Origin of the sequence: Aeromicrobium sp. REDSEA-S38_B2 (assembly GCF_001628525.1) — a bacterium.
GTDB lineage: Bacteria > Actinomycetota > Actinomycetes > Propionibacteriales > Nocardioidaceae > Aeromicrobium > Aeromicrobium erythreum.
The window spans coordinates 22481-43269 of sequence record NZ_LUNH01000023.1 but is presented as its reverse complement, the minus strand read 5'-3'; the positions used below and the strand labels follow the sequence as shown (position 1 = coordinate 43269).

General features: G+C 69.4%; 34 protein-coding genes. 32 read left to right on the top strand and 2 right to left on the bottom strand.

All coding sequences use genetic code 11. The annotated features are described in order from the left end of the window. The first annotated feature begins 15 nt into the window (after positions 1-15). From rplC to map, 23 genes are all read left to right on the top strand, one after another. Positions 16-696: a 50S ribosomal protein L3 gene (rplC, locus tag A6Q81_RS05965; protein WP_067859816.1), complete on the top strand. Its 681-nt coding sequence runs from the start codon at positions 16-18 to the stop codon at positions 694-696. Positions 697-699: 3 nt separating this feature from the next. Then, the gene (rplD, locus tag A6Q81_RS05960) at positions 700-1671 is read left to right on the top strand and encodes a 50S ribosomal protein L4, sunset domain variant (protein ID WP_067859813.1); all 972 of its coding nucleotides are present in this window, start codon (positions 700-702) and stop codon (positions 1669-1671) included. A gap of 4 nt (positions 1672-1675) precedes the next feature. Then, entirely contained in the window at positions 1676-1978 is a 303-nt protein-coding gene (gene rplW, locus A6Q81_RS05955; protein WP_067859810.1) for a 50S ribosomal protein L23, read from the top strand. Between the two features lie 13 nt (positions 1979-1991). After that, a complete protein-coding gene (gene rplB / locus A6Q81_RS05950) occupies positions 1992-2684 on the top strand; it encodes a 50S ribosomal protein L2 (protein WP_286689832.1) in 693 nt (230 codons plus the stop codon). Between the two features lie 33 nt (positions 2685-2717). Beyond that, complete coding sequence (rpsS, locus tag A6Q81_RS05945; RefSeq protein WP_067859804.1) at positions 2718-2999, top strand: 30S ribosomal protein S19; 282 nt, start codon at positions 2718-2720, stop codon at positions 2997-2999. After that, entirely contained in the window at positions 2996-3433 is a 438-nt protein-coding gene (gene rplV / locus A6Q81_RS05940; protein ID WP_083516451.1) for a 50S ribosomal protein L22, read from the top strand. The genes rpsS and rplV overlap by 4 nt, the downstream gene beginning before the upstream one ends. 2 nt (positions 3434-3435) lie before the next feature. Beyond that, on the top strand, positions 3436-4254 hold the full coding sequence (gene rpsC, locus A6Q81_RS05935) for a 30S ribosomal protein S3 (protein ID WP_067859801.1): 819 nt from the start codon (positions 3436-3438) through the stop codon (positions 4252-4254). Next, positions 4254-4676, top strand: a complete 423-nt coding sequence (gene rplP, locus A6Q81_RS05930; protein ID WP_067859795.1) for a 50S ribosomal protein L16 — start codon at positions 4254-4256, stop codon at positions 4674-4676. Before rpsC ends, rplP begins: the two co-directional genes overlap by 1 nt. 2 nt (positions 4677-4678) lie before the next feature. Beyond that, the gene (gene rpmC / locus A6Q81_RS05925; RefSeq protein WP_067859792.1) at positions 4679-4903 is read left to right on the top strand and encodes a 50S ribosomal protein L29; all 225 of its coding nucleotides are present in this window, start codon (positions 4679-4681) and stop codon (positions 4901-4903) included. Next, entirely contained in the window at positions 4900-5196 is a 297-nt protein-coding gene (gene rpsQ / locus A6Q81_RS05920) for a 30S ribosomal protein S17 (RefSeq protein WP_286689831.1), read from the top strand. Before rpmC ends, rpsQ begins: the two co-directional genes overlap by 4 nt. Positions 5197-5203: 7 nt before the next feature. Further along, the gene (gene rplN / locus A6Q81_RS05915) at positions 5204-5572 is read left to right on the top strand and encodes a 50S ribosomal protein L14 (RefSeq protein ID WP_056209423.1); all 369 of its coding nucleotides are present in this window, start codon (positions 5204-5206) and stop codon (positions 5570-5572) included. A 2-nt stretch (positions 5573-5574) separates the two neighbouring features. Continuing rightward, positions 5575-5946, top strand: coding sequence for a 50S ribosomal protein L24 (gene rplX, locus A6Q81_RS05910; RefSeq protein WP_286689830.1), 372 nt, complete (start codon positions 5575-5577; stop codon positions 5944-5946). Between the two features lie 2 nt (positions 5947-5948). Continuing rightward, a complete protein-coding gene (gene rplE / locus A6Q81_RS05905) occupies positions 5949-6509 on the top strand; it encodes a 50S ribosomal protein L5 (RefSeq protein WP_286689829.1) in 561 nt (186 codons plus the stop codon). A 1-nt stretch (position 6510) separates the two neighbouring features. Continuing rightward, positions 6511-6696, top strand: coding sequence for a type Z 30S ribosomal protein S14 (locus A6Q81_RS05900; protein WP_067859778.1), 186 nt, complete (start codon positions 6511-6513; stop codon positions 6694-6696). 126 nt (positions 6697-6822) lie between these two features. Further along, positions 6823-7230: a 30S ribosomal protein S8 gene (gene rpsH, locus A6Q81_RS05895; protein WP_067859776.1), complete on the top strand. Its 408-nt coding sequence runs from the start codon at positions 6823-6825 to the stop codon at positions 7228-7230. Positions 7231-7245: 15 nt separating this feature from the next. Next, positions 7246-7788 (top strand): 50S ribosomal protein L6, encoded by a 543-nt coding sequence (rplF, locus tag A6Q81_RS05890; RefSeq protein WP_067859773.1) that lies wholly within the window; start codon positions 7246-7248, stop codon positions 7786-7788. Next, a complete protein-coding gene (rplR, locus tag A6Q81_RS05885; RefSeq protein WP_067859771.1) occupies positions 7788-8171 on the top strand; it encodes a 50S ribosomal protein L18 in 384 nt (127 codons plus the stop codon). Before rplF ends, rplR begins: the two co-directional genes overlap by 1 nt. Positions 8172-8211: 40 nt before the next feature. Then, positions 8212-8835 carry a 30S ribosomal protein S5 gene (gene rpsE, locus A6Q81_RS05880; RefSeq protein WP_067859769.1) on the top strand — a complete coding sequence of 208 codons (624 nt, stop codon included), beginning with the start codon at positions 8212-8214 and terminating at the stop codon, positions 8833-8835. Further along, the gene (gene rpmD / locus A6Q81_RS05875) at positions 8835-9017 is read left to right on the top strand and encodes a 50S ribosomal protein L30 (protein ID WP_067859767.1); all 183 of its coding nucleotides are present in this window, start codon (positions 8835-8837) and stop codon (positions 9015-9017) included. Before rpsE ends, rpmD begins: the two co-directional genes overlap by 1 nt. Position 9018: 1 nt before the next feature. Then, positions 9019-9459, top strand: coding sequence for a 50S ribosomal protein L15 (gene rplO / locus A6Q81_RS05870; protein WP_067859765.1), 441 nt, complete (start codon positions 9019-9021; stop codon positions 9457-9459). A 212-nt stretch (positions 9460-9671) separates the two neighbouring features. Further along, entirely contained in the window at positions 9672-10976 is a 1305-nt protein-coding gene (secY, locus tag A6Q81_RS05865) for a preprotein translocase subunit SecY (protein ID WP_067859763.1), read from the top strand. Then, a complete protein-coding gene (locus A6Q81_RS05860; protein WP_286689828.1) occupies positions 10973-11539 on the top strand; it encodes an adenylate kinase in 567 nt (188 codons plus the stop codon). Before secY ends, A6Q81_RS05860 begins: the two co-directional genes overlap by 4 nt. 19 nt (positions 11540-11558) lie before the next feature. After that, entirely contained in the window at positions 11559-12398 is an 840-nt protein-coding gene (gene map, locus A6Q81_RS05855) for a type I methionyl aminopeptidase (RefSeq protein WP_286689827.1), read from the top strand. A gap of 10 nt (positions 12399-12408) precedes the next feature. Here the strand turns inward: map and A6Q81_RS05850 are convergent, their stop codons facing one another. Continuing rightward, positions 12409-14313 carry a CHAP domain-containing protein gene (locus tag A6Q81_RS05850; protein ID WP_286689826.1) on the bottom strand — a complete coding sequence of 635 codons (1905 nt, stop codon included), beginning with the start codon at positions 14311-14313 and terminating at the stop codon, positions 12409-12411. Positions 14314-14516: 203 nt separating this feature from the next. Between A6Q81_RS05850 and A6Q81_RS05845 the strand changes: the two genes are divergently transcribed. Further along, positions 14517-15164 (top strand): biliverdin-producing heme oxygenase, encoded by a 648-nt coding sequence (locus A6Q81_RS05845; RefSeq protein WP_286689825.1) that lies wholly within the window; start codon positions 14517-14519, stop codon positions 15162-15164. Between the two features lie 36 nt (positions 15165-15200). On the opposite strand, the gene ddaH is transcribed toward A6Q81_RS05845, so the two are convergent. Then, positions 15201-16088: a dimethylargininase gene (ddaH, locus tag A6Q81_RS05840; RefSeq protein ID WP_286689824.1), complete on the bottom strand. Its 888-nt coding sequence runs from the start codon at positions 16086-16088 to the stop codon at positions 15201-15203. 153 nt (positions 16089-16241) lie between these two features. Between ddaH and A6Q81_RS05835 the strand changes: the two genes are divergently transcribed. The 8 genes from A6Q81_RS05835 to rplQ all read left to right on the top strand — a co-directional run bounded on the left by A6Q81_RS05835 (position 16242) and on the right by rplQ (position 20683). Beyond that, positions 16242-16682, top strand: a complete 441-nt coding sequence (locus tag A6Q81_RS05835) for an Lrp/AsnC family transcriptional regulator (RefSeq protein ID WP_067859753.1) — start codon at positions 16242-16244, stop codon at positions 16680-16682. Between the two features lie 277 nt (positions 16683-16959). Then, the gene (gene infA / locus A6Q81_RS05830; protein WP_007078610.1) at positions 16960-17181 is read left to right on the top strand and encodes a translation initiation factor IF-1; all 222 of its coding nucleotides are present in this window, start codon (positions 16960-16962) and stop codon (positions 17179-17181) included. A gap of 82 nt (positions 17182-17263) precedes the next feature. After that, positions 17264-17377, top strand: a complete 114-nt coding sequence (gene rpmJ, locus A6Q81_RS05825; protein ID WP_008361054.1) for a 50S ribosomal protein L36 — start codon at positions 17264-17266, stop codon at positions 17375-17377. A gap of 189 nt (positions 17378-17566) precedes the next feature. Then, positions 17567-17935 (top strand): 30S ribosomal protein S13, encoded by a 369-nt coding sequence (gene rpsM / locus A6Q81_RS05820; protein WP_067859750.1) that lies wholly within the window; start codon positions 17567-17569, stop codon positions 17933-17935. A 5-nt stretch (positions 17936-17940) separates the two neighbouring features. Next, the gene (gene rpsK / locus A6Q81_RS05815) at positions 17941-18339 is read left to right on the top strand and encodes a 30S ribosomal protein S11 (protein WP_067859747.1); all 399 of its coding nucleotides are present in this window, start codon (positions 17941-17943) and stop codon (positions 18337-18339) included. A gap of 29 nt (positions 18340-18368) precedes the next feature. After that, complete coding sequence (gene rpsD, locus A6Q81_RS05810) at positions 18369-18977, top strand: 30S ribosomal protein S4 (protein WP_253022618.1); 609 nt, start codon at positions 18369-18371, stop codon at positions 18975-18977. A gap of 58 nt (positions 18978-19035) precedes the next feature. Continuing rightward, positions 19036-20046, top strand: coding sequence for a DNA-directed RNA polymerase subunit alpha (locus A6Q81_RS05805; protein ID WP_067859737.1), 1011 nt, complete (start codon positions 19036-19038; stop codon positions 20044-20046). Positions 20047-20089: 43 nt separating this feature from the next. Next, positions 20090-20683, top strand: a complete 594-nt coding sequence (gene rplQ, locus A6Q81_RS05800; RefSeq protein WP_286689823.1) for a 50S ribosomal protein L17 — start codon at positions 20090-20092, stop codon at positions 20681-20683. Positions 20684-20789: the final 106 nt, after the last annotated feature.

Genomic DNA, 20789 nt, shown 5'->3' with positions numbered 1-20789 from the left:
GAGGACGAGAACACCATGAGCACCTCCTCCACCGTCAACGCGCGCGGCCTCCTCGGCCGCAAGCTCGGCATGACGCAGGTCTGGGACGACGAGGGCAAGATCGTCCCCGTCACCGTCCTCGCCGCCGAGACGAACGTGGTCACGCAGATCCGCACCGCCGAGACCGACGGCTACACCGCCGTCCAGATCGGCTTCGGCGAGATCGACGGCCGCAAGATCACCAAGCCGCAGGCCGGCCACTTCGCGAAGGCCGGCGTCACGCCGCGCCGTCACGTCGTCGAGATCCGCACCGAGGCGATCGGTGACTACACGCTCGGCCAGGAGATCTCCCCGGAGATCTTCGCCGCCGGCGACGAGGTCGACGTGACCGCCACCAGCAAGGGCAAGGGCTTCGCCGGCGTCATGAAGCGTCACGGGTTCGCCGGTGTGTCCGCCTCGCACGGCGCGCACCGCAACCACCGCAAGCCCGGCTCGATCGGTGCGTGCGCCACGCCCGGGCGCGTCTTCAAGGGTCTGCGCATGGCCGGCCACATGGGCGCCGAGACCGTCACCACCCAGAACCTGACCGTCCACGCCGTGGATGTCGCCAAGGGCGTCATCCTCGTCAAGGGTGCGGTCCCCGGCCCGAAGGGTGGACTCGTCGTGGTCCGCTCCGCGGTCAAGTCCGCCTCCAGCACCGGCGTGAAGGGAGCCTGATCCATGGCTGTCAAGACCATCGATGCCGCGCTGCCCGTCGACATCTTCGGCGTGCAGACGAACATCCCCCTGATCCACCAGGTCGTCACCGCGCAGCTCGCCGCCGCCCGTCAGGGCACGCACGACGTCAAGTCGCGCGGTGAGGTGTCCGGCGGTGGCAAGAAGCCGTGGCGCCAGAAGGGCACGGGTCGCGCCCGCGCCGGCTCGATCCGCGCGCCGCACTTCACCGGCGGTGGCATCGTGCACGGGCCCACGCCGCGCAGCTACGACCAGCGCACGCCCAAGAAGATGAAGGCCGCCGCCCTGCGCGGCGCCCTCTCCGACCGGGCCCGCTCGGGTCGCCTGCACGTCGTCGAGTCGCTGGTCACGGGCGAGGCGCCCTCCACCAAGGCCGCCGTCGCCGCGATCGCCGAGCTGACCACGCGTCGCCGGGTGCTCGTCGTCGTGCGCCGTGAGGACGCCCTCACGGCCCTCAGCCTGCGCAACGTCACCGACCTCGTCGTGCTGACCTTCGACCAGCTGAACACCTACGACGTCGTGCTCAGCGACGACGTGATCTTCACGCAGGACGCCTTCGAGGCGTTCGTCGCGGCGCGCTCCACCGAGGGCGCCGAGACGATCGCGCTCAGCGCGGCCGTCGTCGAGGCCGACGCCAAGCCCGCCGCGAAGCCGGCGAAGAAGGCGTCCGCGAAGAAGGCTCCGGCCGCCCAGGAGGCTCCGGCGCAGGCCGAGGCCGCCCCGGCGACCGAGGAGTCCGGCGCGGAGGGCGCGACCAAGACGCAGCCCTACGGCCCCGGCTCCAAGGCCCCGCTCAAGAGCGGCAACGCGCCCAAGGGTCACGAGATCAAGGGCAACGTCGACTCGATGAAGTTCCACACGCCGGACAGCCCCTGGTACGACCAGACGGTCGCCGAGGTCTGGTTCGACACCGAGGAGACCGCGCAGGCCGCCGGTTTCGAGAAGGCTGGTGAGTGACCGCATGAGCACCCTGCACAAGGACCACCGCGACGTCCTGATCGCGCCCGTCGTCTCCGAGAAGACGTACGCGCTCATCGACGACAACAAGTACACGTTCCTGGTTCACCCGGACGCGAACAAGACGGAGATCAAGATCGCCGTCGAGAACGTGTTCGGCGTCAAGGTGACGGCCGTGAACACGCTGAACCGCAAGGGCAAGACGCGCCGCACCCGCAACGGGCTCGGCAAGCGCAAGGACACCAAGCGGGCCATCGTGAGCGTCGCCGCTGGCCAGAGCATCGACATCTTCTCGAGCCCGAGCTGAGGACTGATCAGACATGGCTATCCGTAAGTACAAGCCGACCACGCCGGGCCGTCGGGGCTCCAGCGTCGCCGACTTCGCCGAGCGCTACGACAAGGACGGCGTGCCGGCCAAGGTCGCTCACATCGAGTACGACCCCAACCGCACCGCGCGCATCGCGCTCCTGCACTACGCCGACGGCGAGAAGCGCTACATCATCGCGCCCGACGGCATCCGCCAGGGCCAGGCCATCGAGGCCGGCCCGACCGCGGACATCAAGGTCGGCAACAACCTGCCGCTGCGCAACATCCCCGTCGGCACGCAGATCCACGCCGTGGAGCTGCGTCCGGGTGGTGGCGCCAAGATGGGCCGCTCCGCCGGTGTGCGCGTGCAGCTCGTCGCCAAGGAGGGTTCGCGCGCCCAGCTGCGTCTGCCCTCCGGCGAGATGCGCTACGTCGACGTCCGCTGCCGCGCCACCATCGGCGAGGTCGGCAACGCCGAGCAGTCCAACATCAACTGGGGCAAGGCCGGCCGCAACCGCTGGAAGGGCAAGCGCCCGACCGTCCGTGGTGTGGCCATGAACCCGATCGACCACCCGCACGGTGGCGGTGAGGGCAAGACCTCGGGTGGTCGCCACCCGGTCTCGCCCTGGGGCAAGCCCGAGGGCCGTACGCGCAAGCGCAAGGCCAGTGACCAGATGATCGTCCGCCGCCGCAAGTCCGGCCGCTGAGCCTCGACGAGCTCAGGAATCCAGGAGTAGAGAATGCCCCGTAGTTTGAAGAAGGGTCCCTTCGTCGACGGCCACCTCGAGAAGAAGGTGGACGCTCAGAACGATGCCGGAACCCACACCGTGATCAAGACCTGGTCGCGTCGCTCGATGATCCTGCCGTCCTTCATCGGACACACGATCGCCGTGCACGACGGCCGCAAGCACGTCCCCGTGTTCATCACCGACGCGATGGTCGGGCACAAGCTGGGCGAGTTCGCCCCCACCCGCACCTTCCGCGGTCACGAGAAGGACGACCGAAAGGCCAAGAGGCGATGAGTGCAGCTACCCGAGAGAACGTGAGCGAGCGTCGTGCGCGCCTGCTGGGCGACGCCGCGGGCGCGTTCGCCGTGGCCCGCTTCGTGCGGGTCACCCCGCAGAAGGCTCGCCGTGTCGGCGACCTGGTCCGCGGCATGGACACGCAGGAGGCGCTCGCCATCCTGCAGTTCGCCCCGCAGGCCGTCGCCTCCAACTTCTACAAGCTGGTCGAGTCCGCCGTCGCGAACGCGGTGACCACCGAGGGCCTGGACGCGTCCGACCTCGTGATCTCCACGCTCCTGGTCGAGGAGGGCCCGACGATGAAGCGGTGGCGTCCGCGCGCGAAGGGTTCGGCCAGCCGCATCCTCAAGCGCACCAGCCACCTCACCGTCGTCGTGCAGCCGTCCGCCGACGTGCCGCAGTCGCGCAAGAACACCAAGAAGGGCGGTCGCTGACCATGGGCCAGAAGATCAACCCGCACGGCTTCCGCCTGGGCATCTCCACCGACCACAAGAGCCGCTGGTACGCCGACAAGCTGTACAGCAGCTACGTCGGCGAGGACGTCAAGATCCGCAAGCTCCTCACCAAGGGCATGGACCGCGCCGGCATCAGCCGCGTGGAGATCGAGCGCACGCGTGACCGCGTCCGCGTCGACATCCACACCGCGCGTCCGGGCATCGTCATCGGTCGCCGTGGCGCCGAGGCCGACCGCATCCGTGGCGAGCTGGAGAAGCTCACCGGCAAGCAGGTGCAGCTCAACATCCTCGAGGTCAAGCAGCCCGAGCTCGACGCCCAGCTCGTCGCGCAGGGCGTGGCCGAGCAGCTGAGCGGTCGCGTGCAGTTCCGTCGTGCGATGCGCAAGGCGATGCAGACGACCATGCGCTCCGGCGCCAAGGGCATCCGCATCCAGTGCTCGGGCCGTCTCGGCGGCGCCGAGATGAGCCGCTCGGAGTTCTACCGCGAGGGCCGCGTGCCCCTGCACACGCTCCGCGCCGACGTCGACTACGGCTTCTACGAGGCCAAGACCACCTTCGGTCGCATCGGCGTCAAGGTGTGGATCTACAAGGGTGAGGTCGCGGGCACGCGCGCCGAGCGCGAGGCCGAGGCCGCGCGTCGCGCCGCCGCTCCCGGCAGCCGTCGCCCCCAGCGCGGGCGCCGTCCCGCTCGTGACGACCAGGCCGGCCAGGGTGCTCCCCAGGCCGAGCAGGCCGCTCCCGCCGCCGAGGCTCCTGCCACGGCCGGCGCCGGCGCTGCCACCGAAGGAGGGCAGTCCTGATGTTGATGCCTCGTAGGGTCAAGTACCGCAAGCAGCACCACCCCAAGCGCCGCGGCATGGCGAAGGGCGGCACGGAGCTGGCGTTCGGCGACTTCGGCATCCAGGCGGTCGAGGGTCACTACGTGACCAACCGTCAGATCGAGTCCGCTCGTATCGCCATGACGCGTCACATCAAGCGTGGCGGCAAGGTGTGGATCAACATCTACCCCGACCGCCCGCTGACCAAGAAGCCGGCCGAGACCCGCATGGGCTCCGGCAAGGGCTCGCCCGAGTGGTGGGTCGCGAACGTCAAGCCCGGACGCGTCATGTTCGAGCTCTCGGGTGTCTCCGAGGACGTTGCGCGCGAGGCGATGCGTCGCGCCATCCACAAGCTGCCCATGAAGGCGCGCTTCATCACCCGCGACACCGAGGGAGGGTTCTGAGCATGGCTGCGAAGACCACTGCCGCAGAGCTGCGCGGCCTCGATGCCGAGGCTCTGGAGACCAAGCTGCGCGAGGCCAAGGAAGAGCTGTTCAACCTGCGCTTCCAGAACGCCACGGGACAGCTCGACAACACGGCTCGTCTGAAGACGGTCCGCCGCGAGATCGCCCGCATCTACACGGTGCTGACCGAGCGCGAGCTGGGCATCATCGAGGCGGTCGAGGCATGAGCACGAGCGATAAGGACACCGTGACCACGAACACCGAGACCACCCGCAACTACCGCAAGGTGCGCGAGGGCCTCGTCACGAGCGACAAGATGGACAAGACCGTCGTCGTCATCGTCGAGGACCGCGTGAAGCACCCGCTGTACGGCAAGGTGCTGCGACGCAACGTGAAGCTCAAGGCGCACGACGAGGCCAACGCGGCCGGCGTCGGCGACCGTGTGCTCATCCAGGAGACCCGCCCGCTGTCGGCCACCAAGCGCTGGCGCGTCGTGGAGATCCTCGAGAAGGCGAAGTGAGAGACAGATGATTCAGCAGGAGTCGCGACTCAAGGTCGCCGACAACACCGGTGCGAAGGAGATCCTCTGCATCCGCGTGCTCGGCGGCTCGGGTCGACGCTACGCCGGTATCGGCGACACCATCGTCGCCACCGTCAAGGACGCCATCCCCGGCGGCAACGTCAAGAAGGGCGACGTCGTCAAGGCCGTGGTCGTGCGCACCGTCAAGGAGCGCCGCCGTCCGGACGGCTCGTACATCAAGTTCGACGAGAACGCCGCCGTCATCCTCAAGGCCGACGGCGACCCGCGTGGAACGCGCATCTTCGGCCCCGTGGGCCGCGAGCTGCGCGACAAGAAGTTCATGCGGATCATCTCGCTCGCCCCGGAGGTGCTCTGAACATGGCGCGCAACAAGCGAACGCTGTCGATCCGCAAGGGTGACCAGGTCAAGGTCATCGCGGGTGCCGACAAGGGCGTCGAGGGCAAGGTCATCGAGGTGCTCGCCGAGCGCGAGCGCGTCATCGTCGAGGGCGTGAACCGCATCAAGCGCCACACCCGCGCCGGTGCCGACGGCACCCAGGGCGGCATCATCACGCGTGAGGCCCCCATCCACGTCTCGAACGTGATGCTCGTCGTCGACGTCGACGGCGACAAGACCACGACGCGCGTCTCGCACCGCCGCGACGACGTCACCAAGAACCGTCCCGACGGTTCCAGCTACGAGGCGCAGCGCTCCGTGCGCGTGTCCTCCAAGACCGGAAAGGAGATCTGAGCATGGCTGAGACGACCACCGCTCCGCGGCTGAAGGCCAAGTACCGCGAGGAGATCCTCCCGGCGCTGCGCGAGGAGTTCAACCACGCGAACGTCATGCAGGTGCCCGGACTGACGAAGATCGTCGTCAACATGGGTGTCGGCGAGGCTGCCCGCGACGGCAAGCTCATCGAGGGCGCCATCCGCGACCTCACGGCGATCACCGGCCAGAAGCCGCAGGTCACCAAGGCTCGCAAGTCCATCGCGCAGTTCAAGCTGCGCGAGGGCATGCCGATCGGTGCGCACGTCACGCTGCGCGGCGACCGCATGTGGGAGTTCCTCGACCGCCTGCTCACGCTGGCGCTGCCCCGTATCCGCGACTTTCGCGGCCTCAACGGCAAGCAGTTCGACGGTCGCGGCAACTACACGTTCGGTCTGACCGAGCAGGTCATGTTCCACGAGATCGACCAGGACAAGATCGACCGGTCGCGGGGCATGGACATCACCATCGTCACCACCGCCACCAACGACGACGAGGGTCGCGCGCTGCTGAAGCAGCTGGGCTTCCCCTTCAAGGAGAACTGACATGGCGAAGACCGGCCTCAAGATCAAGGCGGCCCGCAAGCCGAAGTTCGCGGTCCGTGGCTACACGCGCTGCCAGCGCTGCGGCCGTCCGAAGTCCGTGTACCGCAAGTTCGGCCTGTGCCGGATCTGCCTGCGCGAGATGGCCCACCGCGGCGAGCTGCCCGGAGTGACCAAGTCCTCCTGGTGAACTCGTCGGCCTCGTGCCGCTGACCACCACCCCTTCCACCACGACCGTCGCAGGTCCTCCCTCACCCGTCCGGGAACCCGGGCCCGGGGACGGGATGCGAAACCACGGCAGGAACGGAAACATCACATGACCATGACCGACCCGATCGCGGACCTGCTCACGCGGATCCGCAACGGCAACCAGGCGTACCACGACGACGTGTCGGCGCCCTACTCCAAGCTGAAGGAGGGCGTGCTCGCCCTGCTGAAGCAGGAGGGGTACATCACCGACTACAAGGTCGTCGAGCCCGCCGAGGGCGAGGTGGGCAAGTCCCTCCACGTGACCCTCAAGTACGGCCCCCAGCGCGAGCGCTCGATCGCCGGCATCCGCCGCATCAGCAAGCCGGGCCTGCGGGTGTACGCCAAGTCCACGAACCTCCCGAAGGTGCTCGGTGGACTGGGCGTCGCCATCATCTCGACCAGCCAGGGCCTGCTGACCGATCGTCAGGCCACGACCAAGGGTGTAGGCGGAGAAGTCCTCGCCTACGTCTGGTGAGGGAGGAGCACACACATGTCGCGCATCGGCAAGCTTCCCGTCGCCGTCCCGAACGGCGTCGAGGTCACCATCGAGGGTCAGGACGTCCGCGTCAAGGGCCCCAAGGGCGAGCTCTCGCACCGCGTCGCCGAGCCCATCACGGTCAACCGTGGTGAGGACGGCAGCCTCGAGGTCCAGCGTCCCGACGACGAGCGTCGCAGCAAGGCCCTGCACGGCCTGAGCCGCACGCTCATCAGCAACATGGTCGTCGGCGTCACCGACGGCTACGAGAAGAAGCTCGAGATCGTGGGCGTCGGCTACCGCGTCCTGTCCAAGGGCCCGACGGAGCTCGAGTTCGCGCTCGGCTTCAGCCACCCCGTGATCGTCAAGGCCCCCGAGGGCATCACGTTCAACGTGGAGGCCCCCACCAAGTTCTCGGTCATCGGCATCGACAAGCAGTCGGTCGGCGAGGTCGCCGCGAACATCCGCAAGATCCGCAAGCCCGAGCCCTACAAGGGCAAGGGTGTCCGTTACGCCGGCGAGCGCGTGCTGCGCAAGGCTGGAAAGGCTGGTAAGTGATGGCCGTCTCCATCAAGCAGGTCAAGGGTCGCTCGGCCCGCGCCACGTCGCGCGCGCGTCGCCAGATCCGTGGCCGCAAGAAGCTGCACGGCTCGCCCGAGCGTCCTCGTCTCGTCGTGACCCGCTCCAGCAAGCACATCGTGGCCCAGGTCGTCAACGACCTCGAGGGACACACGCTGGCCTCGGCCTCGACCCTCGAGGCCGACCTGCGCGCCTTCGACGGCGACAAGACCGCCAAGGCGAAGAAGGTCGGCGAGCTCGTCGCCGACCGTGCGAAGGCTGCCGGCATCGAGGCCGTCGTCTTCGACCGCGCGGGCAACCGCTACGCGGGTCGCGTGGCCGCCCTGGCCGACGGCGCGCGCGAGGGTGGGCTGGAGTTCTGATGTCCACCAAGACGAACAACTACGACATGGGGAGTGCCGCATGAGCGCCCAGCAGAGTGGTAACCGCCGCGGAGGCGGAGACCGTCGCGGTGGTCGAGGCGACCGCGGCGGCGACAAGTCCAACTACATCGAGAAGGTCGTCACGATCAACCGTGTCGCCAAGGTCGTGAAGGGTGGTCGTCGCTTCAGCTTCACCGCCCTCGTGATCGTCGGCGACGGTGACGGCCAGGTCGGTGTCGGCTACGGCAAGGCCAAGGAGGTCCCCACGGCGATCTCCAAGGGTGTCGAGGAGGCGAAGAAGAACTTCTTCCGCGTCCCGCGCATCCAGGGCACCATCCCGCACCCGGTGCAGGGCGAGAAGGCGGCCGGTGTCGTCTTCCTGCGTCCTGCGTCGCCCGGTACCGGCGTCATCGCCGGTGGCCCGGTGCGTGCAGTGCTCGAGGCCGCCGGTGTCCACGACGTCCTGAGCAAGTCGCTCGGCTCGTCGAACTCCATCAACATCGTCCACGCGACGGTGGAGGCCCTCAAGGGCCTGGAGTCGCCCGACGCGGTCGCGCAGCGTCGTGGCCTCGCGGTCGAGGACGTCGCCCCGTCGGCCCTGCTCAAGGCTCAGGCCGAGGGCATCAAGGAGGCGCAGAACGCGCCCGCCGAGGTCGGTGTCTGATGGCGCGCCTCGAGATCACCCAGGTTCGTTCGGCGATCGGTCGCCCGCAGAACCAGCACCACACGCTGCGGTCGCTGGGTCTGAAGCGCATCGGCGACGTCGTCGTCAAGGAGGACCGCCCCGAGATCCGCGGCATGGCGAACACCATCCCGCACCTCGTGGCCGTCAAGGAGGTTGACTGACATGGCGCTGAAGCTTCACCACCTGCGCCCCGCCCCCGGTGCCAAGACCGCCAAGACCCGCGTGGGTCGCGGTGAGGGCTCCAAGGGCAAGACCGCCGGTCGCGGCACCAAGGGCACCAAGGCCCGCTACCAGGTGTCCGCCGGCTTCGAGGGTGGACAGATCCCGCTCCACATGCGTCTGCCGAAGCTGAAGGGGTTCAAGAACCCCTTCCGCGAGGAGTACCAGGTCGTCAACGTCGAGCGCATCGGCACCCTCTTCCCCGAGGGTGGCGCCATCGACGTCGACGCGCTGGTCGCGAAGGGCGCGGTTCGCAAGGGCCAGCTGGTCAAGGTGCTCGGCGAGGGTGACCTCTCCGTGGCCGTCCAGGTGACCGCCCACAAGTTCTCCGGCTCGGCCCGCAGCAAGATCGAGGCCGCCGGCGGCAGCGCGACCGAGCTCTGAATGACGCTCTGACGAGACGACGGCGAGGTTCGTGGCCCTAGCGGCCACCGGACCTCGCCGTCGTTCGTCGTCCGGCCCTCGCAGGCCGCGGCCCGTCCCGGGCGCCCGCCCCACGCGTGGGGTGCAACGACCGGGCAACGGCCGATCTGCGAGAACTGACTGTTAGAGTCGCCGAGGTCCCGCCAGGGGCCCACGATCGAGGAGGACACCCGGTGCTCAGCGCCTTCGTCAACGCGTTCAAGACGCCTGACCTTCGACGCAAGCTGCTGTTCGTGCTCGCCGTGATCGTGCTGTTCCGGTTCGGCTCGACCCTGCCGGCCCCCGGCATCAACGTGAGCAACGTGCAGCGCTGCGTCGACCTTGCCTCGCAGGGCGAGAACAGCAGCCTCTTCGCGCTCATCAACGTCTTCTCCGGCGGCGCGCTCCTGCAGCTGACCGTGTTCGCGCTGGGCATCATGCCCTACATCACCGCGAGCATCATCCTGCAGCTGCTCGTCGTCGTCATCCCGCGGCTGGAGGCCCTCAAGAAGGAGGGCCAGTCCGGCCAGGCGAAGATCACGCAGTACACCCGCTACCTGACGCTCGGCCTCGCCGTCCTGCAGGCCACGGGCATCGTGGCGCTCGCGCGCAGCGGCCAGCTGTTCGGTGGCGTCGACTGCGGCCAGCTGCTCTACCGACCCGACAGCATCCCGGCCTTCCTGCTGATCGTCCTCACCATGGTCGCGGGCACCGCCGTCATCATGTGGCTCGGCGAGCTCGTGACCGACCGCGGCGTCGGCAACGGCATGTCGATCCTGATCTTCACGCAGGTCGTCGCGACGTTCCCCGGCGCCATGTGGCTGATCAAGGAGCAGAAGGGCTGGGCGACGTTCTCCGTCGTGGTGCTCGTCGGTCTCGTGATCGTCGCGGCCGTCATCCTCATCGAGCAGGCGCAGCGCCGGATCCCGGTCCAGTACGCCAAGCGCATGGTCGGGCGCCGGATGTTCGGCGGCTCCTCGACCTACATCCCGCTGAAGGTGAACCAGGCCGGCATCATCCCGGTCATCTTCGCCTCGAGCCTGCTGTACCTGCCGGCGCTGTACGCGCAGTTCCGACCCGACGGACCGGGCGCGGTGTTCATCACCGACCACTTCGTGCGTGGTGACCACCCGTACTACATGATCACCTACTTCGCGCTGATCGTGTTCTTCGCCTACTTCTACGTGGCGATCACCTTCAACCCGGAGGAGGTCGCCGACAACATGCGCAAGTACGGCGGCTTCATCCCCGGCATCCGTGCCGGCCGTCCGACGCAGGACTACCTGGCGTACGTCCTGAGCCGCATCACGGCGCCGGGCGCGGTGTACCTGGGCTTCATCGCCCTGATCCCGATGGTGGCCGTGGCGCTGCTCGGCGCCAGCCAGAACTTCCCGTTCGGCGGCACCTCGATCCTCATCATCGTGGGCGTCGGCCTCGACACGGTGAAGCAGATCGAGAGCCAGCTCCAGCAGCGCAACTACGAAGGGTTCCTGCGGTGACTCGTCTCCTCATCATGGGTCCGCCCGGTGCCGGCAAGGGCACCCAGGCGGCGACGCTGGCGCAGCGGATCCAGGGCGCGCACGTCTCGACCGGCGACATCTTCCGGGCGAACGTGCAGCAGCAGACCGAGCTCGGCCGGACCGCGCAGCGCTACATGGACGCGGGGGAGTACGTGCCCGACGAGGTCACGAACGCCATGGTGCAGGACCGCCTCGCCCAGGACGACGCACGCGAGTCCTTCATCCTCGACGGGTACCCGCGCACGCTCGAGCAGGTCTCGACCCTCGACCGGATCCTCGCCGACCTCGGCTCCGGGCTCGACCACGTGCTCGTGCTGACGGTCGACCACGAGGAGCTGATCGCCCGGCTGCTGAAGCGGGCCGAGACCAGCGGGCGCGCCGACGACACCGAGGACGTCATCCGGCACCGCCAGGAGGTCTACATCGCAGAGACGGCGCCCTTGCTGCCGGTGTACCGCGAGCGTGGCCTGCTGCGTGAGGTCGACGGCATGGGCACGGTCGACGAGGTCGAGGCGCGCATCGACGCCGCACTCGGCCTCTGACCCGAGTCCGGGGGAGACCGTGTTCGGTCGCGGCATCGAGATCAAGACGCCCGAGCAGGTGGCGCTCATGCGCCGCGCCGGACTCGTCGTCGCGCACGCGCTCGAGGCGGTCCGCGAGACCGTCGCACCCGGGGTGCCGACGGCCGAGCTCGACGTCGTCGCGCACGACACCATCCGCGCACACGGCGCGACGTCGAACTTCCTCCACTACGGCGCCGAGCCCGGCGTGCCGGGCTTCCCCGGCGTCATCTGTGCGTCGGTCAACGACGAGGTCGTGCACGGCATCCCCGGGTCGCGGGTCCTGCGCGAGGGCGACGTGGTCTCGATCGACTGCGGCGCGATCGTCGACGGATGGCACGGCGACTCCGCCGTGACCGTCACCGTCGGCGAGGTCGCCCCCGAGGTGCAGCAGCTCGTCGACAACACCGAGCGGGCGCTCTGGGCCGGCATCGCCGCGGGCGGCGTGGGCCGACGCGTCGGCGACGTGAGCCACGCGATCGAGCGCAGCGTGCGCTCGGCCGGTGACTACGGCATCGCCGACGGCTACACGGGGCACGGCATCGGCACGGCCATGCACCAGGCGCCCGACGTGCCGAACGTCGGGCGAGCCGGCAAGGGTCCGCGCATCGTGCCCGGTCTCGTCCTGGCCGTCGAGCCGATGGTCACGCTCGGCTCGGCCGACACCCGCACCCTCGACGACCACTGGACGGTCGTGTCCGACGACGGGTCCTGGGCCGCCCACTGGGAGCACACGGTCACCTGGACCGCCGACGGCGCATGGGTGCTGACGGCGCTCGACGGCGGGCGTGCGCGGCTCGCCGAGCTCGGTGTGCCCTACGCGGGCGACGACGCGTCGTAGCCGTCGCGGTTCAGCGACGCGGGGCGGCGACGACCGGCGCGGTCGTGCGGGTCGAGGCGATCGTGCGGGCGACGTAGCCGCTGCGGCTGCCCGTGACCGTCACGTGGATGCGCTTGCCGCGGTCGGCGGCCACCGGGCGGTAGGCACTCCCGGTCGCGCCGGCGATGAGTCGGCCGTTGGCGTACCAGCGGTAGCTGAAGGTGGCCACGGGGGACCACGCCGGGGTGCTCGCTCGCAGCACCGCACCCACCTGGGCCGCCCCGGAGAGCACCGGCCGGTGCACCGTCCTGAACGCCACCGGTGCCGCCTGGACGGGCGGGGTGGTCCGGCTCGACGACAGCGTGCGGGTGACGTAGCCGTCGCGCGTGCCCGTGACCGCCACGCGGATGCGCTTGCCGCGGTCCGCGGACGTCAGGCGGTAGCTGGTGCCGGTGGCGCCGGGGATCGGGCGGCCGTCGGCGAACCACTGGTAGGTGAAGGTGGCGACCGGCGACCAGGCGTCGGTCCGGACCTGCAGCGTGGTGCCCACCTGGGCCGCACCGGACAGCACCGGGCGCGCCGTCGTCGTGAACTGCCCGGGCGCGACGGCGTCGGTGGGCTGGGACGCGACCTGCGTGGTCGTGTAGGCGGTGCGCGAGCCGGTGACGACGACGTGCAGACGGTGCCCTCGATCGTCCGGGGTCACGGTGTAGCGCGCCGTCGTGGCGCCGGCGATCGGGGTGTCGTCGGAGAACCACTGGTAGGCGAGCGTGGCCGTCGGCGACCACGCCGCCGTGCTCGCGGTGAGGACCGACCCGACCGCGGACGTGCCCGCGACGACCGGTGCCGGCGCGAGGTCGAAGACGCCCGGGGCGACCGGGTCGGTCACGGAGGCGGACTCCAGCACCTGCGTGTTGTAGCCCGGACGCGAGCCCGTGGCGACCACGCCGATGCGCTGCCCGAGCAGGCCGGCGTCGAGCGGCAGGGTGCTGCTCGTGGCCCCGGGGATGATCTCGTCGTCGGCGTACCACTGGTAATCGAGCGTGGCAGCAGGCTTCCAGGCGGGAGCGGACGCGACCAGCTGGGCGCCCACGCGCTCCGTGCCCGTCAGCGTCGGTCGTGCGGTCGTGCCGAAGTCGCCTGCCGCGATCGGCTTGGACGTGCGCGCCGACGTGGAGGCCGTCGCCGGGTACCCGGCGCGCCGCCCGGTGACGACGACGTGGACCTTGCGGCCGCGCTCGGCCGCGGTCAGCCGGTAGGTCGACGCGGTGGCCCCGCGGATCGGCGTGCCGTCGGCGACCCACTGGTAGGTCAGGGTGGCCGTCGGCGACCAGGAGCCGGCTCGCGCCGTCAGCAGGCTGCCGACCTTCTCGGCGCCGGCGAACGTGGGTCTCGGGGCCGAGGTGAAGCGGGGGGTGACGTCGGGATCGGCGAAGTGGATGAAGCCGTCCGGCCAGCCGGACCCGGACTTCGTGATCCGCCGGTGGTCGAAGTCGCGACCCCAGTTCGACTCCGAGACGATGATCTCGGTGGGGGAGGCGACCCGCTCGACGTACGCGACGTGGTTGCCGGTGCGGCCCCACCAGGCGACGGAGCCGACCGCGGGCGTCGCGTCGGTGATGGAGGCCATCGTCGTGCCCCAGTCGCGGGCGTTGCCGACGCCGGAGGCCGGACGCCGGTTCGGCATGCCGTTGGTGGTGACGAGGCGGTACGCGACGTAGTTCGTGCAGTTCGTGCCGCCGTACATGTTCCAGTAGCTCGTGCGCTGGTTCTGCTCGTAGCCGTGGTGGTCGTACCCGGCGCGCAGGCAGTTCGCGTAGCCCGAGCACAGCAGGGTCGAGGCGGCCTGCGCGGTGGGCGCAGCGGCCAGCGTCCCGGCCACCAGGACGGCGGCGAGGGAAGATAGCAGCGCTGAGAGCACCCGGGAACGCGACACGCCGAGCAGCGTACGGGATTTCGGGGGCGCGTGGGACCTGTGTGACGGAAGTGGTCGCTGTCAGGACCTCGCGGACGGTCGCGCAGGCGGTGAGAGGGCGCTCGCCCACGCCGGGGACCCCCATGGACTGCTTAGGGTTGCCTAGCCTATGCTTCGAGCACGGGTCGGCCGACCCGTACGGTCGGGGTGGACGAGAGGCAGACATGACGATCATCGAGCCGGACACCTCCTCGTTGTCGCGCCTGCTGCGCGACGGCTCCCGACGTGAGCACGAGTCCGCGGAGGGCTCGGCCTTCATGAGCGAGCTGCTCGCCGGCCGCGTGTCGCCCCGCGGGTACGCGGACTACCTGGCACGCCTGCAGCGGGTGTACGCGGCGCTCGAGGCCGCCGGGCGGGCGCTCGCCGGGCACCCGGTGGTCGACGCCGTGCTCGACCCCGCCCTGGAGCGGTCGTCGGCGATCCTCGACGACGTCGCGCACTGGGGGACCGGCCACGCGGCGACGCCGGCGACCGACGCCTACGTCGCGCGGATCGAGACCACCCGTGACCACCCTGCGCGGTTCGTGGCGCACCACTACACGCGGTACCTGGGCGACCTCTCGGGCGGGCGTGCGATCGGCCGGGTGCTGGCTCGGACCTTCGACCTCGACCACGACGGTCTCGCCTTCTACGCGTTCGTCGACGTGCCGAAGCCGAAGCCGTACAAGGACGCGTACCGCCAGCGCCTCGACGCTCTCGACCTCACTGCGCAGGAGCGGCTCGACGTCCTCGCCGAGGTGCGCCTCGTCTTCGGGCTCAACGAGGCGCTGTTCGCCGAGCTGTCCGCGGACCTCGACACCTACCGCCTCTGACGGGCCGCCTGGCGCGAGGCGTCCCGCGTCCTGGGCTCAGGAGTGGTGCTCCTGCGTGCAGCACTTGACGCTGCCGCCGGCCTTCAGCAGCTCGCTCACGTCGACGGGGACCGGCACGTAGCCGCGCTCCTCGAGCTGGCGAGCGAGGGTGCGCGCCTGCACGGGGACGACGACGTGGCGTCCGTCGCTCACCGCGTTGAGCCCGAGCACGAGGGCGTCCTCCTCGGTGCACTCGACCGCGTCCGGGAACAGCTCGCGCAGCGTGCGACGGCTGTGCTCGGAGAACGCCGACGGCAGGTAGGCGATGTCGGCCGGGGCGTCGCCGTTGCCGTCGTCGAGCACGGCCAGGGCGGTGTCGAGGTGGTAGAAGCGAGGGTCGACGAGCTGCAGGCTGACGACCGGACGGTCGAGCACGCGGGCCGCCTCGACGTGCGCGTGCAGGCTCGTCCGGAAGCCCGTGCCCGCCAGGATCATCGAGCCGAGCACGAGGAAGTCGCCCTCGCCCTCGTTGGTCTGCGTGGGGTCGGCGACGGCGACGCCCTGCCCCCGGAGCCAGGCGGCGTGCTCGACGGCCTCGGCGGCCCGCTCGGGGTGACGGAACCGAGCGCCGTACGCGCGCCCACCGACGACCGTCGCGCCGTTGGCGGCGAACACCATGTCGGGCAGGCCGGGCACCCCGTCGAGCACGTGCACCCGGTGGCCCAGCGCGCTGTACGTCTGGCGCAGCACCTCCCACTGGACGAGCGCGCGCCGGCGGTCGACGGCGACCCCCGGCCGCATCCACGCGTTGATCGCGTAGGTGACGTCGAAGTGGGTCGGTGCGCACATGAGGTACGTGCGGGTCCGGGCGGTCCGGGTGACCTGGCGGGCAGGTGAGGGACTCACCGGGACGTGGGTGGCGGGACGGGTCTCGAGCACGGTCACGGTGACCTCCTGGATCAGTGGCGTCACCCCTGCGACGCAACGAATCCATCGTAGTTCGCCGCTCTGGTGATCTGAGAGTTCGAAACTGCGCGTCCTTGCGCAGGAACCTGACGTTCTGGGGCCAGGAGCGGCGATTTGTTGCACCATGGGTCCATGGACGACGTCGACCGCCGGATCATCGACCACCTCGTGCGCGACGGCCGGGCCGGCTACGCCCGGATCGCCGCCGACGTCGGCCTGTCGGCCCCGGCGGTCAAGCGTCGGGTCGACCGGCTGGTCGCCGACGGTGTCGTGAAGGGCTTCACCGCGGTCGTCGACCCCGACCTCATGGGCTGGGCCGTCGAGGCCTACGTGGAGGTCCACTGTCGCGGCACGATCACGCCCGAGGCCCTCGGGTCCGCGTTCGCGAGGATCCCCGAGATCCACGCGGCCGCCACCGTGTCGGGCCAGGCCGACGCGATCCTGCGGATCGTCGCGCGCGACGTGCGCGACCTGGAGCGGGCGCTCGAGCGGGTGCGCACCGAGGTCGACAACGTCGACCACACCGACACCGCGATCGTGCTGTCGCGCCTCATCGACCGCTACACGGGCTGACCACCACTCACGTCGGCAGCCGCACCCCGAGCACGCCGACGTTGTTCTCCAGCCTCATCGGCCCATCCTCACGCGCGTCGGCGGTGCGGTGCCAGCGCCCGCCGACCCTCGATTTGAAACGAGTGCCCCGACCGACGTAGACTTCCCTGTCGGCCTATGTCGGGCGCATCGACCCCTGCCCTCGTGGTTCACCCCTCGTCGGAAGCGGCTCCTCGGAGTCGCGGGTCCTCGCGCGTGCCCGGGCCGTCCCTGACGATCAACCGAGAAGCTGAGGTCCATGGCGAAAAAAGAAGGCGTCATCGAGATGGAGGGTGCTGTCGTCGAGGCACTCCCGAACGCGATGTTCCGGGTCGAGCTGGCCAACGGCCACAAGGTCCTGGCGCACATCAGCGGCAAGATGCGCCAGCACTACATCCGCATCCTCCCCGAGGACCGGGTCGTGGTGGAGCTGTCGCCGTACGACCTCAGCCGTGGACGGATCGTCTACCGCTACAAGTGATCGACACGTCGGGAACGACACCGTCGAGCACGCCACAACTGCACACCGAACACGTTCAGACTGAAGAAGAGAGAGCTTCTCGATGAAGGTCAACCCGAGCGTGAAGAAGATCTGTGACAAGTGCAAGGTGATCCGTCGCCACGGCCGCGTCATGGTGATCTGCGAGAACCCCCGGCACAAGCAGCGCCAGGGCTGATCGCACTTCTTCACCGCGACCCACTGAACATCTGACGGCTCCCGACGCCCCCTGGAGACAGGACCGGCGACGGGTCACCCCCGGCGCAGAGGCCGGGGCCCGGCTCAGGACCCCCAAGGAACGGGTCCTGGAGGCAGCTGGGGCGCCTCAGGTGACGACACCTCTGCCGTACCGGAAGGAACTGCCACCATGGCACGCCTCGTCGGAGTCGATCTCCCGCGCGACAAGCGCATCGAGATCGCACTCACCTACATCTTCGGCGTCGGGCGCACCCGCGCCACCGACACCCTCGCCGCCACCGGCATCAGCCCCGACCTGCGGGTCCACGAGCTGACCGACGACCACCTCGTCGCGCTGCGTGACCACATCGAGGCCAACTACCAGGTCGAGGGCGACCTGCGCCGTGAGGTCACGGCCGACATCCGTCGCAAGATGGAGATCGGTTCGTACCAGGGCCGTCGCCACCGTGCGCACCTGCCCGTCCGCGGCCAGCGCACGAAGACCAACGCGCGCACCCGCAAGGGTCCGAAGCGCACCGTCGCCGGAAAGAAGAAGTGATCTAGATGCCTCCGAAGAACACCGGCGCCAAGAAGGTGCGCCGCAAGGAGAAGAAGAACGTCGTCCAGGGCCAGGCCCACATCAAGAGCACGTTCAACAACACGCACGTGACGATCACGGACCCCTCGGGCGCCGTGATCGCGTGGGCCTCCGGCGGGACCGTCGGCTTCAAGGGCTCGCGCAAGTCCACGCCCTTCGCGGCGGGCATGGCGGCCGAGGCCGCCGGTCGCCAGGCGATGGAGCACGGGATGAAGAAGGTCGACGTCTTCGTGAAGGGCCCGGGCTCGGGTCGCGAGACGGCGATCCGGTCGCTGAGCGGCGTCGGCATCGAGGTCGGCACCATCTCCGACGTCACCCCCAGCCCGCACAACGGCTGCCGCCCGCCCAAGCACCGTCGTCTGTGACGGACGCGAAGAACTCAGGAGTCTGAATCATGGCCCGTTACACCGGACCTCTCACCAAGAAGTCGCGCCGCCTCGGCGTCGACCTCGTCGGTGGCGACGCCGCGTTCGAGCGTCGTCCGTACCCCCCGGGCATGCACGGTCGTGCCCGCATCAAGGAGTCGGAGTACCGCACCCAGCTGCAGGAGAAGCAGAAGGCGCGCTACACCTACGGCGTCCTCGAGAAGCAGTTCCGCAAGTACTACGAGACCGCTCACCGCAAGCCGGGCAAGACGGGTGACAACCTGCTCATCCTGCTCGAGAGCCGTCTCGACAACGTGGTCTACCGTGCCGGCCTCGCCCGCACGCGCCGCCACGCGCGTCAGCTCGTGACGCACGGTCACTTCGTCGTCAACGGCGTGAAGACGAACATCCCGTCCTTCCAGATCAGCAAGCACGACATCATCGATGTCAAGCAGAAGAGCCTGGAGACGACGCCGTTCATCGTCGCGCGCGAGACCCACGACCGGGACACCGTTCCCGGCTGGATCGACGTCGACGCCGACCGCGGCCGCATCCTGGTGCACCAGCGCCCGGTCCGCGAGCAGATCACCGTCCCCATCCAGGAGCAGCTGATCGTGGAGTACTACTCCAAGATCTGATCGACCTGTTCCACCGAGCCGGCTCTTCAAATAGCGGGAGAGCCGGAAAGGAAGTTCCATGCTCATCGCACAGCGCCCCGTCCTGACCGAAGAGGTCGTCGCCGACAACCGTTCGCGGTTCGTCATCGAGCCCCTCGAGCCCGGCTTCGGGTACACCCTCGGCAACTCGCTGCGCCGCACGCTCCTCAGCTCCATCCCGGGCGCGTCGGTCACGTCGATCAAGATCGACGGCATCCAGCACGAGTTCTCGACCGTCCCCGGCGTGACCGAGGACGTCACCGAGATCATCCTCAACCTGAAGAACCTCGTCGTCTCCTCCGAGCACGACGAGCCGTTCGTCATGTACCTGCGCGCGCAGGGCCCCGGCGTCGCCACGGCCGGCGACATCGAGGCCCCCGCGGGCGTCGAGGTCTACAACAAGGACCTGCACATCGCCACGCTGAACGAGAAGGGCAGCCTGGAGATCGAGCTCGTCGTCGAGCGCGGCCGCGGCTACGTCTCGGCGGTGCAGAACAAGACCGGCGACGAGGAGATCGGGCGCATGCCGGTCGACTCGATCTACAGCCCGGTCCTCAAGGTCACGTACAAGGTCGAGGCCACCCGAGTCGAGCAGCGCACCGACTTCGACAAGCTGATCATCGACGTCGAGACGAAGTCCTCGATCCTGCCGCGCGACGCGATCGCGTCGGCCGGTTCGACCCTCGTCGAGCTCTTCGGCCTGGCCCGTGAGCTCAACGTCGAGGCCGAGGGCATCGACATCGGCCCGTCGCCGGTCGACGAGCAGCTCGCCGCCGACCTCGCCCTGCCGATCGAGGAGCTCAACTTCACGGTCCGCTCGTACAACTGCCTCAAGCGCGAGGGCATCCACTCCGTGGGTGAGCTCATCACGCGCTCGGAGCAGGACCTGCTCGACATCCGCAACTTCGGCTCGAAGTCGATCGACGAGGTCAAGGCCAAGCTGGCCGAGATGGGCCTGGCCCTCAAGGACAGCCCGGCCGGTTTCGACCCGTCGGCCGTCCTCGACTCCTACGACGACGACGCCAGCTTCGCCGAGGACGAGCAGTACTGAGCTGCTCGCTCATCGACCGTATTACTGACCTGGAGACAGACACATGCCCACGCCCACCAAGGGAGCCCGCCTCGGCGGCAGCCCGTCGCACCAGCGCCTGATCCTGGCGAACCTCGCGACGGCGCTGTTCGAGCACGGCCGCATCACCACCACCGAGGCCAAGGCCCGCCGTCTGCGGCCCTACGCCGAGCAGCTCATCACGAAGGCCAAGACCGACACGGTGGCGAACCGCCGCCAGGTCGTCAAGGTCGTGCGTGACAAGAGCGTCCTGCACACGCTGTTCACCGAGATCGGTCCCGCCATGGCGAGCCGTCCCGGCGGATACACGCGCATCACGAAGATCGGTCCGCGCAAGGGTGACAACGCCCCCATGGCCGTCATCGAGATCGTCGAGGAGAAGTCCTTCACGGCGCAGGCGACCGCTCCGGCGACGAGCAGCGCTGCTCCGGTCGAGGAGCCGACGGCCGAGGAGACGCCCGCGGTGAACGCGGCCGACGACTCCGCCGAGGTCGAAACCGACGTCGTCGCGGGTGCGCCCGCCACGGAGGCCGAGACCGAGCCGGCTACCGAGACCGAGGTCGAGGCAGCTGCCGAGGCCGTCGAGGGTGCGACCGACGAGGACACCACGAAGGCCTGACCCCAGGTCCCGTCACGAGGGCCCCCACCGCACCTGCGGTGGGGGCCCTCGTGCGTACGTACGGGGAACGGGACGAGATTCCCGATACTGGTCGGGTGAGCGCTCG

Bases quoted from the DNA above. Each gene is read 5' to 3' on its own strand.
- rplC (WP_067859816.1), top strand. From the start codon at position 16: ATGAGCACCTCCTCCACCGTCAACGCGCGCGGCCTCCTCGGCCGCAAG.
- rplD (WP_067859813.1), top strand. From the start codon at position 700: ATGGCTGTCAAGACCATCGATGCCGCGCTGCCCGTCGACATCTTCGGC.
- rplW (WP_067859810.1), top strand. From the start codon at position 1,676: ATGAGCACCCTGCACAAGGACCACCGCGACGTCCTGATCGCGCCCGTC.
- rplB (WP_286689832.1), top strand. From the start codon at position 1,992: ATGGCTATCCGTAAGTACAAGCCGACCACGCCGGGCCGTCGGGGCTCC.
- rpsS (WP_067859804.1), top strand. From the start codon at position 2,718: ATGCCCCGTAGTTTGAAGAAGGGTCCCTTCGTCGACGGCCACCTCGAG.
- rplV (WP_083516451.1), top strand. From the start codon at position 2,996: ATGAGTGCAGCTACCCGAGAGAACGTGAGCGAGCGTCGTGCGCGCCTG.
- rpsC (WP_067859801.1), top strand. From the start codon at position 3,436: ATGGGCCAGAAGATCAACCCGCACGGCTTCCGCCTGGGCATCTCCACC.
- rplP (WP_067859795.1), top strand. From the start codon at position 4,254: ATGTTGATGCCTCGTAGGGTCAAGTACCGCAAGCAGCACCACCCCAAG.
- rpmC (WP_067859792.1), top strand. From the start codon at position 4,679: ATGGCTGCGAAGACCACTGCCGCAGAGCTGCGCGGCCTCGATGCCGAG.
- rpsQ (WP_286689831.1), top strand. From the start codon at position 4,900: ATGAGCACGAGCGATAAGGACACCGTGACCACGAACACCGAGACCACC.
- rplN (WP_056209423.1), top strand. From the start codon at position 5,204: ATGATTCAGCAGGAGTCGCGACTCAAGGTCGCCGACAACACCGGTGCG.
- rplX (WP_286689830.1), top strand. From the start codon at position 5,575: ATGGCGCGCAACAAGCGAACGCTGTCGATCCGCAAGGGTGACCAGGTC.
- rplE (WP_286689829.1), top strand. From the start codon at position 5,949: ATGGCTGAGACGACCACCGCTCCGCGGCTGAAGGCCAAGTACCGCGAG.
- A6Q81_RS05900 (WP_067859778.1), top strand. From the start codon at position 6,511: ATGGCGAAGACCGGCCTCAAGATCAAGGCGGCCCGCAAGCCGAAGTTC.
- rpsH (WP_067859776.1), top strand. From the start codon at position 6,823: ATGACCATGACCGACCCGATCGCGGACCTGCTCACGCGGATCCGCAAC.
- rplF (WP_067859773.1), top strand. From the start codon at position 7,246: ATGTCGCGCATCGGCAAGCTTCCCGTCGCCGTCCCGAACGGCGTCGAG.
- rplR (WP_067859771.1), top strand. From the start codon at position 7,788: ATGGCCGTCTCCATCAAGCAGGTCAAGGGTCGCTCGGCCCGCGCCACG.
- rpsE (WP_067859769.1), top strand. From the start codon at position 8,212: ATGAGCGCCCAGCAGAGTGGTAACCGCCGCGGAGGCGGAGACCGTCGC.
- rpmD (WP_067859767.1), top strand. From the start codon at position 8,835: ATGGCGCGCCTCGAGATCACCCAGGTTCGTTCGGCGATCGGTCGCCCG.
- rplO (WP_067859765.1), top strand. From the start codon at position 9,019: ATGGCGCTGAAGCTTCACCACCTGCGCCCCGCCCCCGGTGCCAAGACC.
- A6Q81_RS05845 (WP_286689825.1), top strand. From the start codon at position 14,517: ATGACGATCATCGAGCCGGACACCTCCTCGTTGTCGCGCCTGCTGCGC.
- A6Q81_RS05835 (WP_067859753.1), top strand. From the start codon at position 16,242: ATGGACGACGTCGACCGCCGGATCATCGACCACCTCGTGCGCGACGGC.
- infA (WP_007078610.1), top strand. From the start codon at position 16,960: ATGGCGAAAAAAGAAGGCGTCATCGAGATGGAGGGTGCTGTCGTCGAG.
- rpmJ (WP_008361054.1), top strand. From the start codon at position 17,264: ATGAAGGTCAACCCGAGCGTGAAGAAGATCTGTGACAAGTGCAAGGTG.
- rpsM (WP_067859750.1), top strand. From the start codon at position 17,567: ATGGCACGCCTCGTCGGAGTCGATCTCCCGCGCGACAAGCGCATCGAG.
- rpsK (WP_067859747.1), top strand. From the start codon at position 17,941: ATGCCTCCGAAGAACACCGGCGCCAAGAAGGTGCGCCGCAAGGAGAAG.
- rpsD (WP_253022618.1), top strand. From the start codon at position 18,369: ATGGCCCGTTACACCGGACCTCTCACCAAGAAGTCGCGCCGCCTCGGC.
- A6Q81_RS05805 (WP_067859737.1), top strand. From the start codon at position 19,036: ATGCTCATCGCACAGCGCCCCGTCCTGACCGAAGAGGTCGTCGCCGAC.
- rplQ (WP_286689823.1), top strand. From the start codon at position 20,090: ATGCCCACGCCCACCAAGGGAGCCCGCCTCGGCGGCAGCCCGTCGCAC.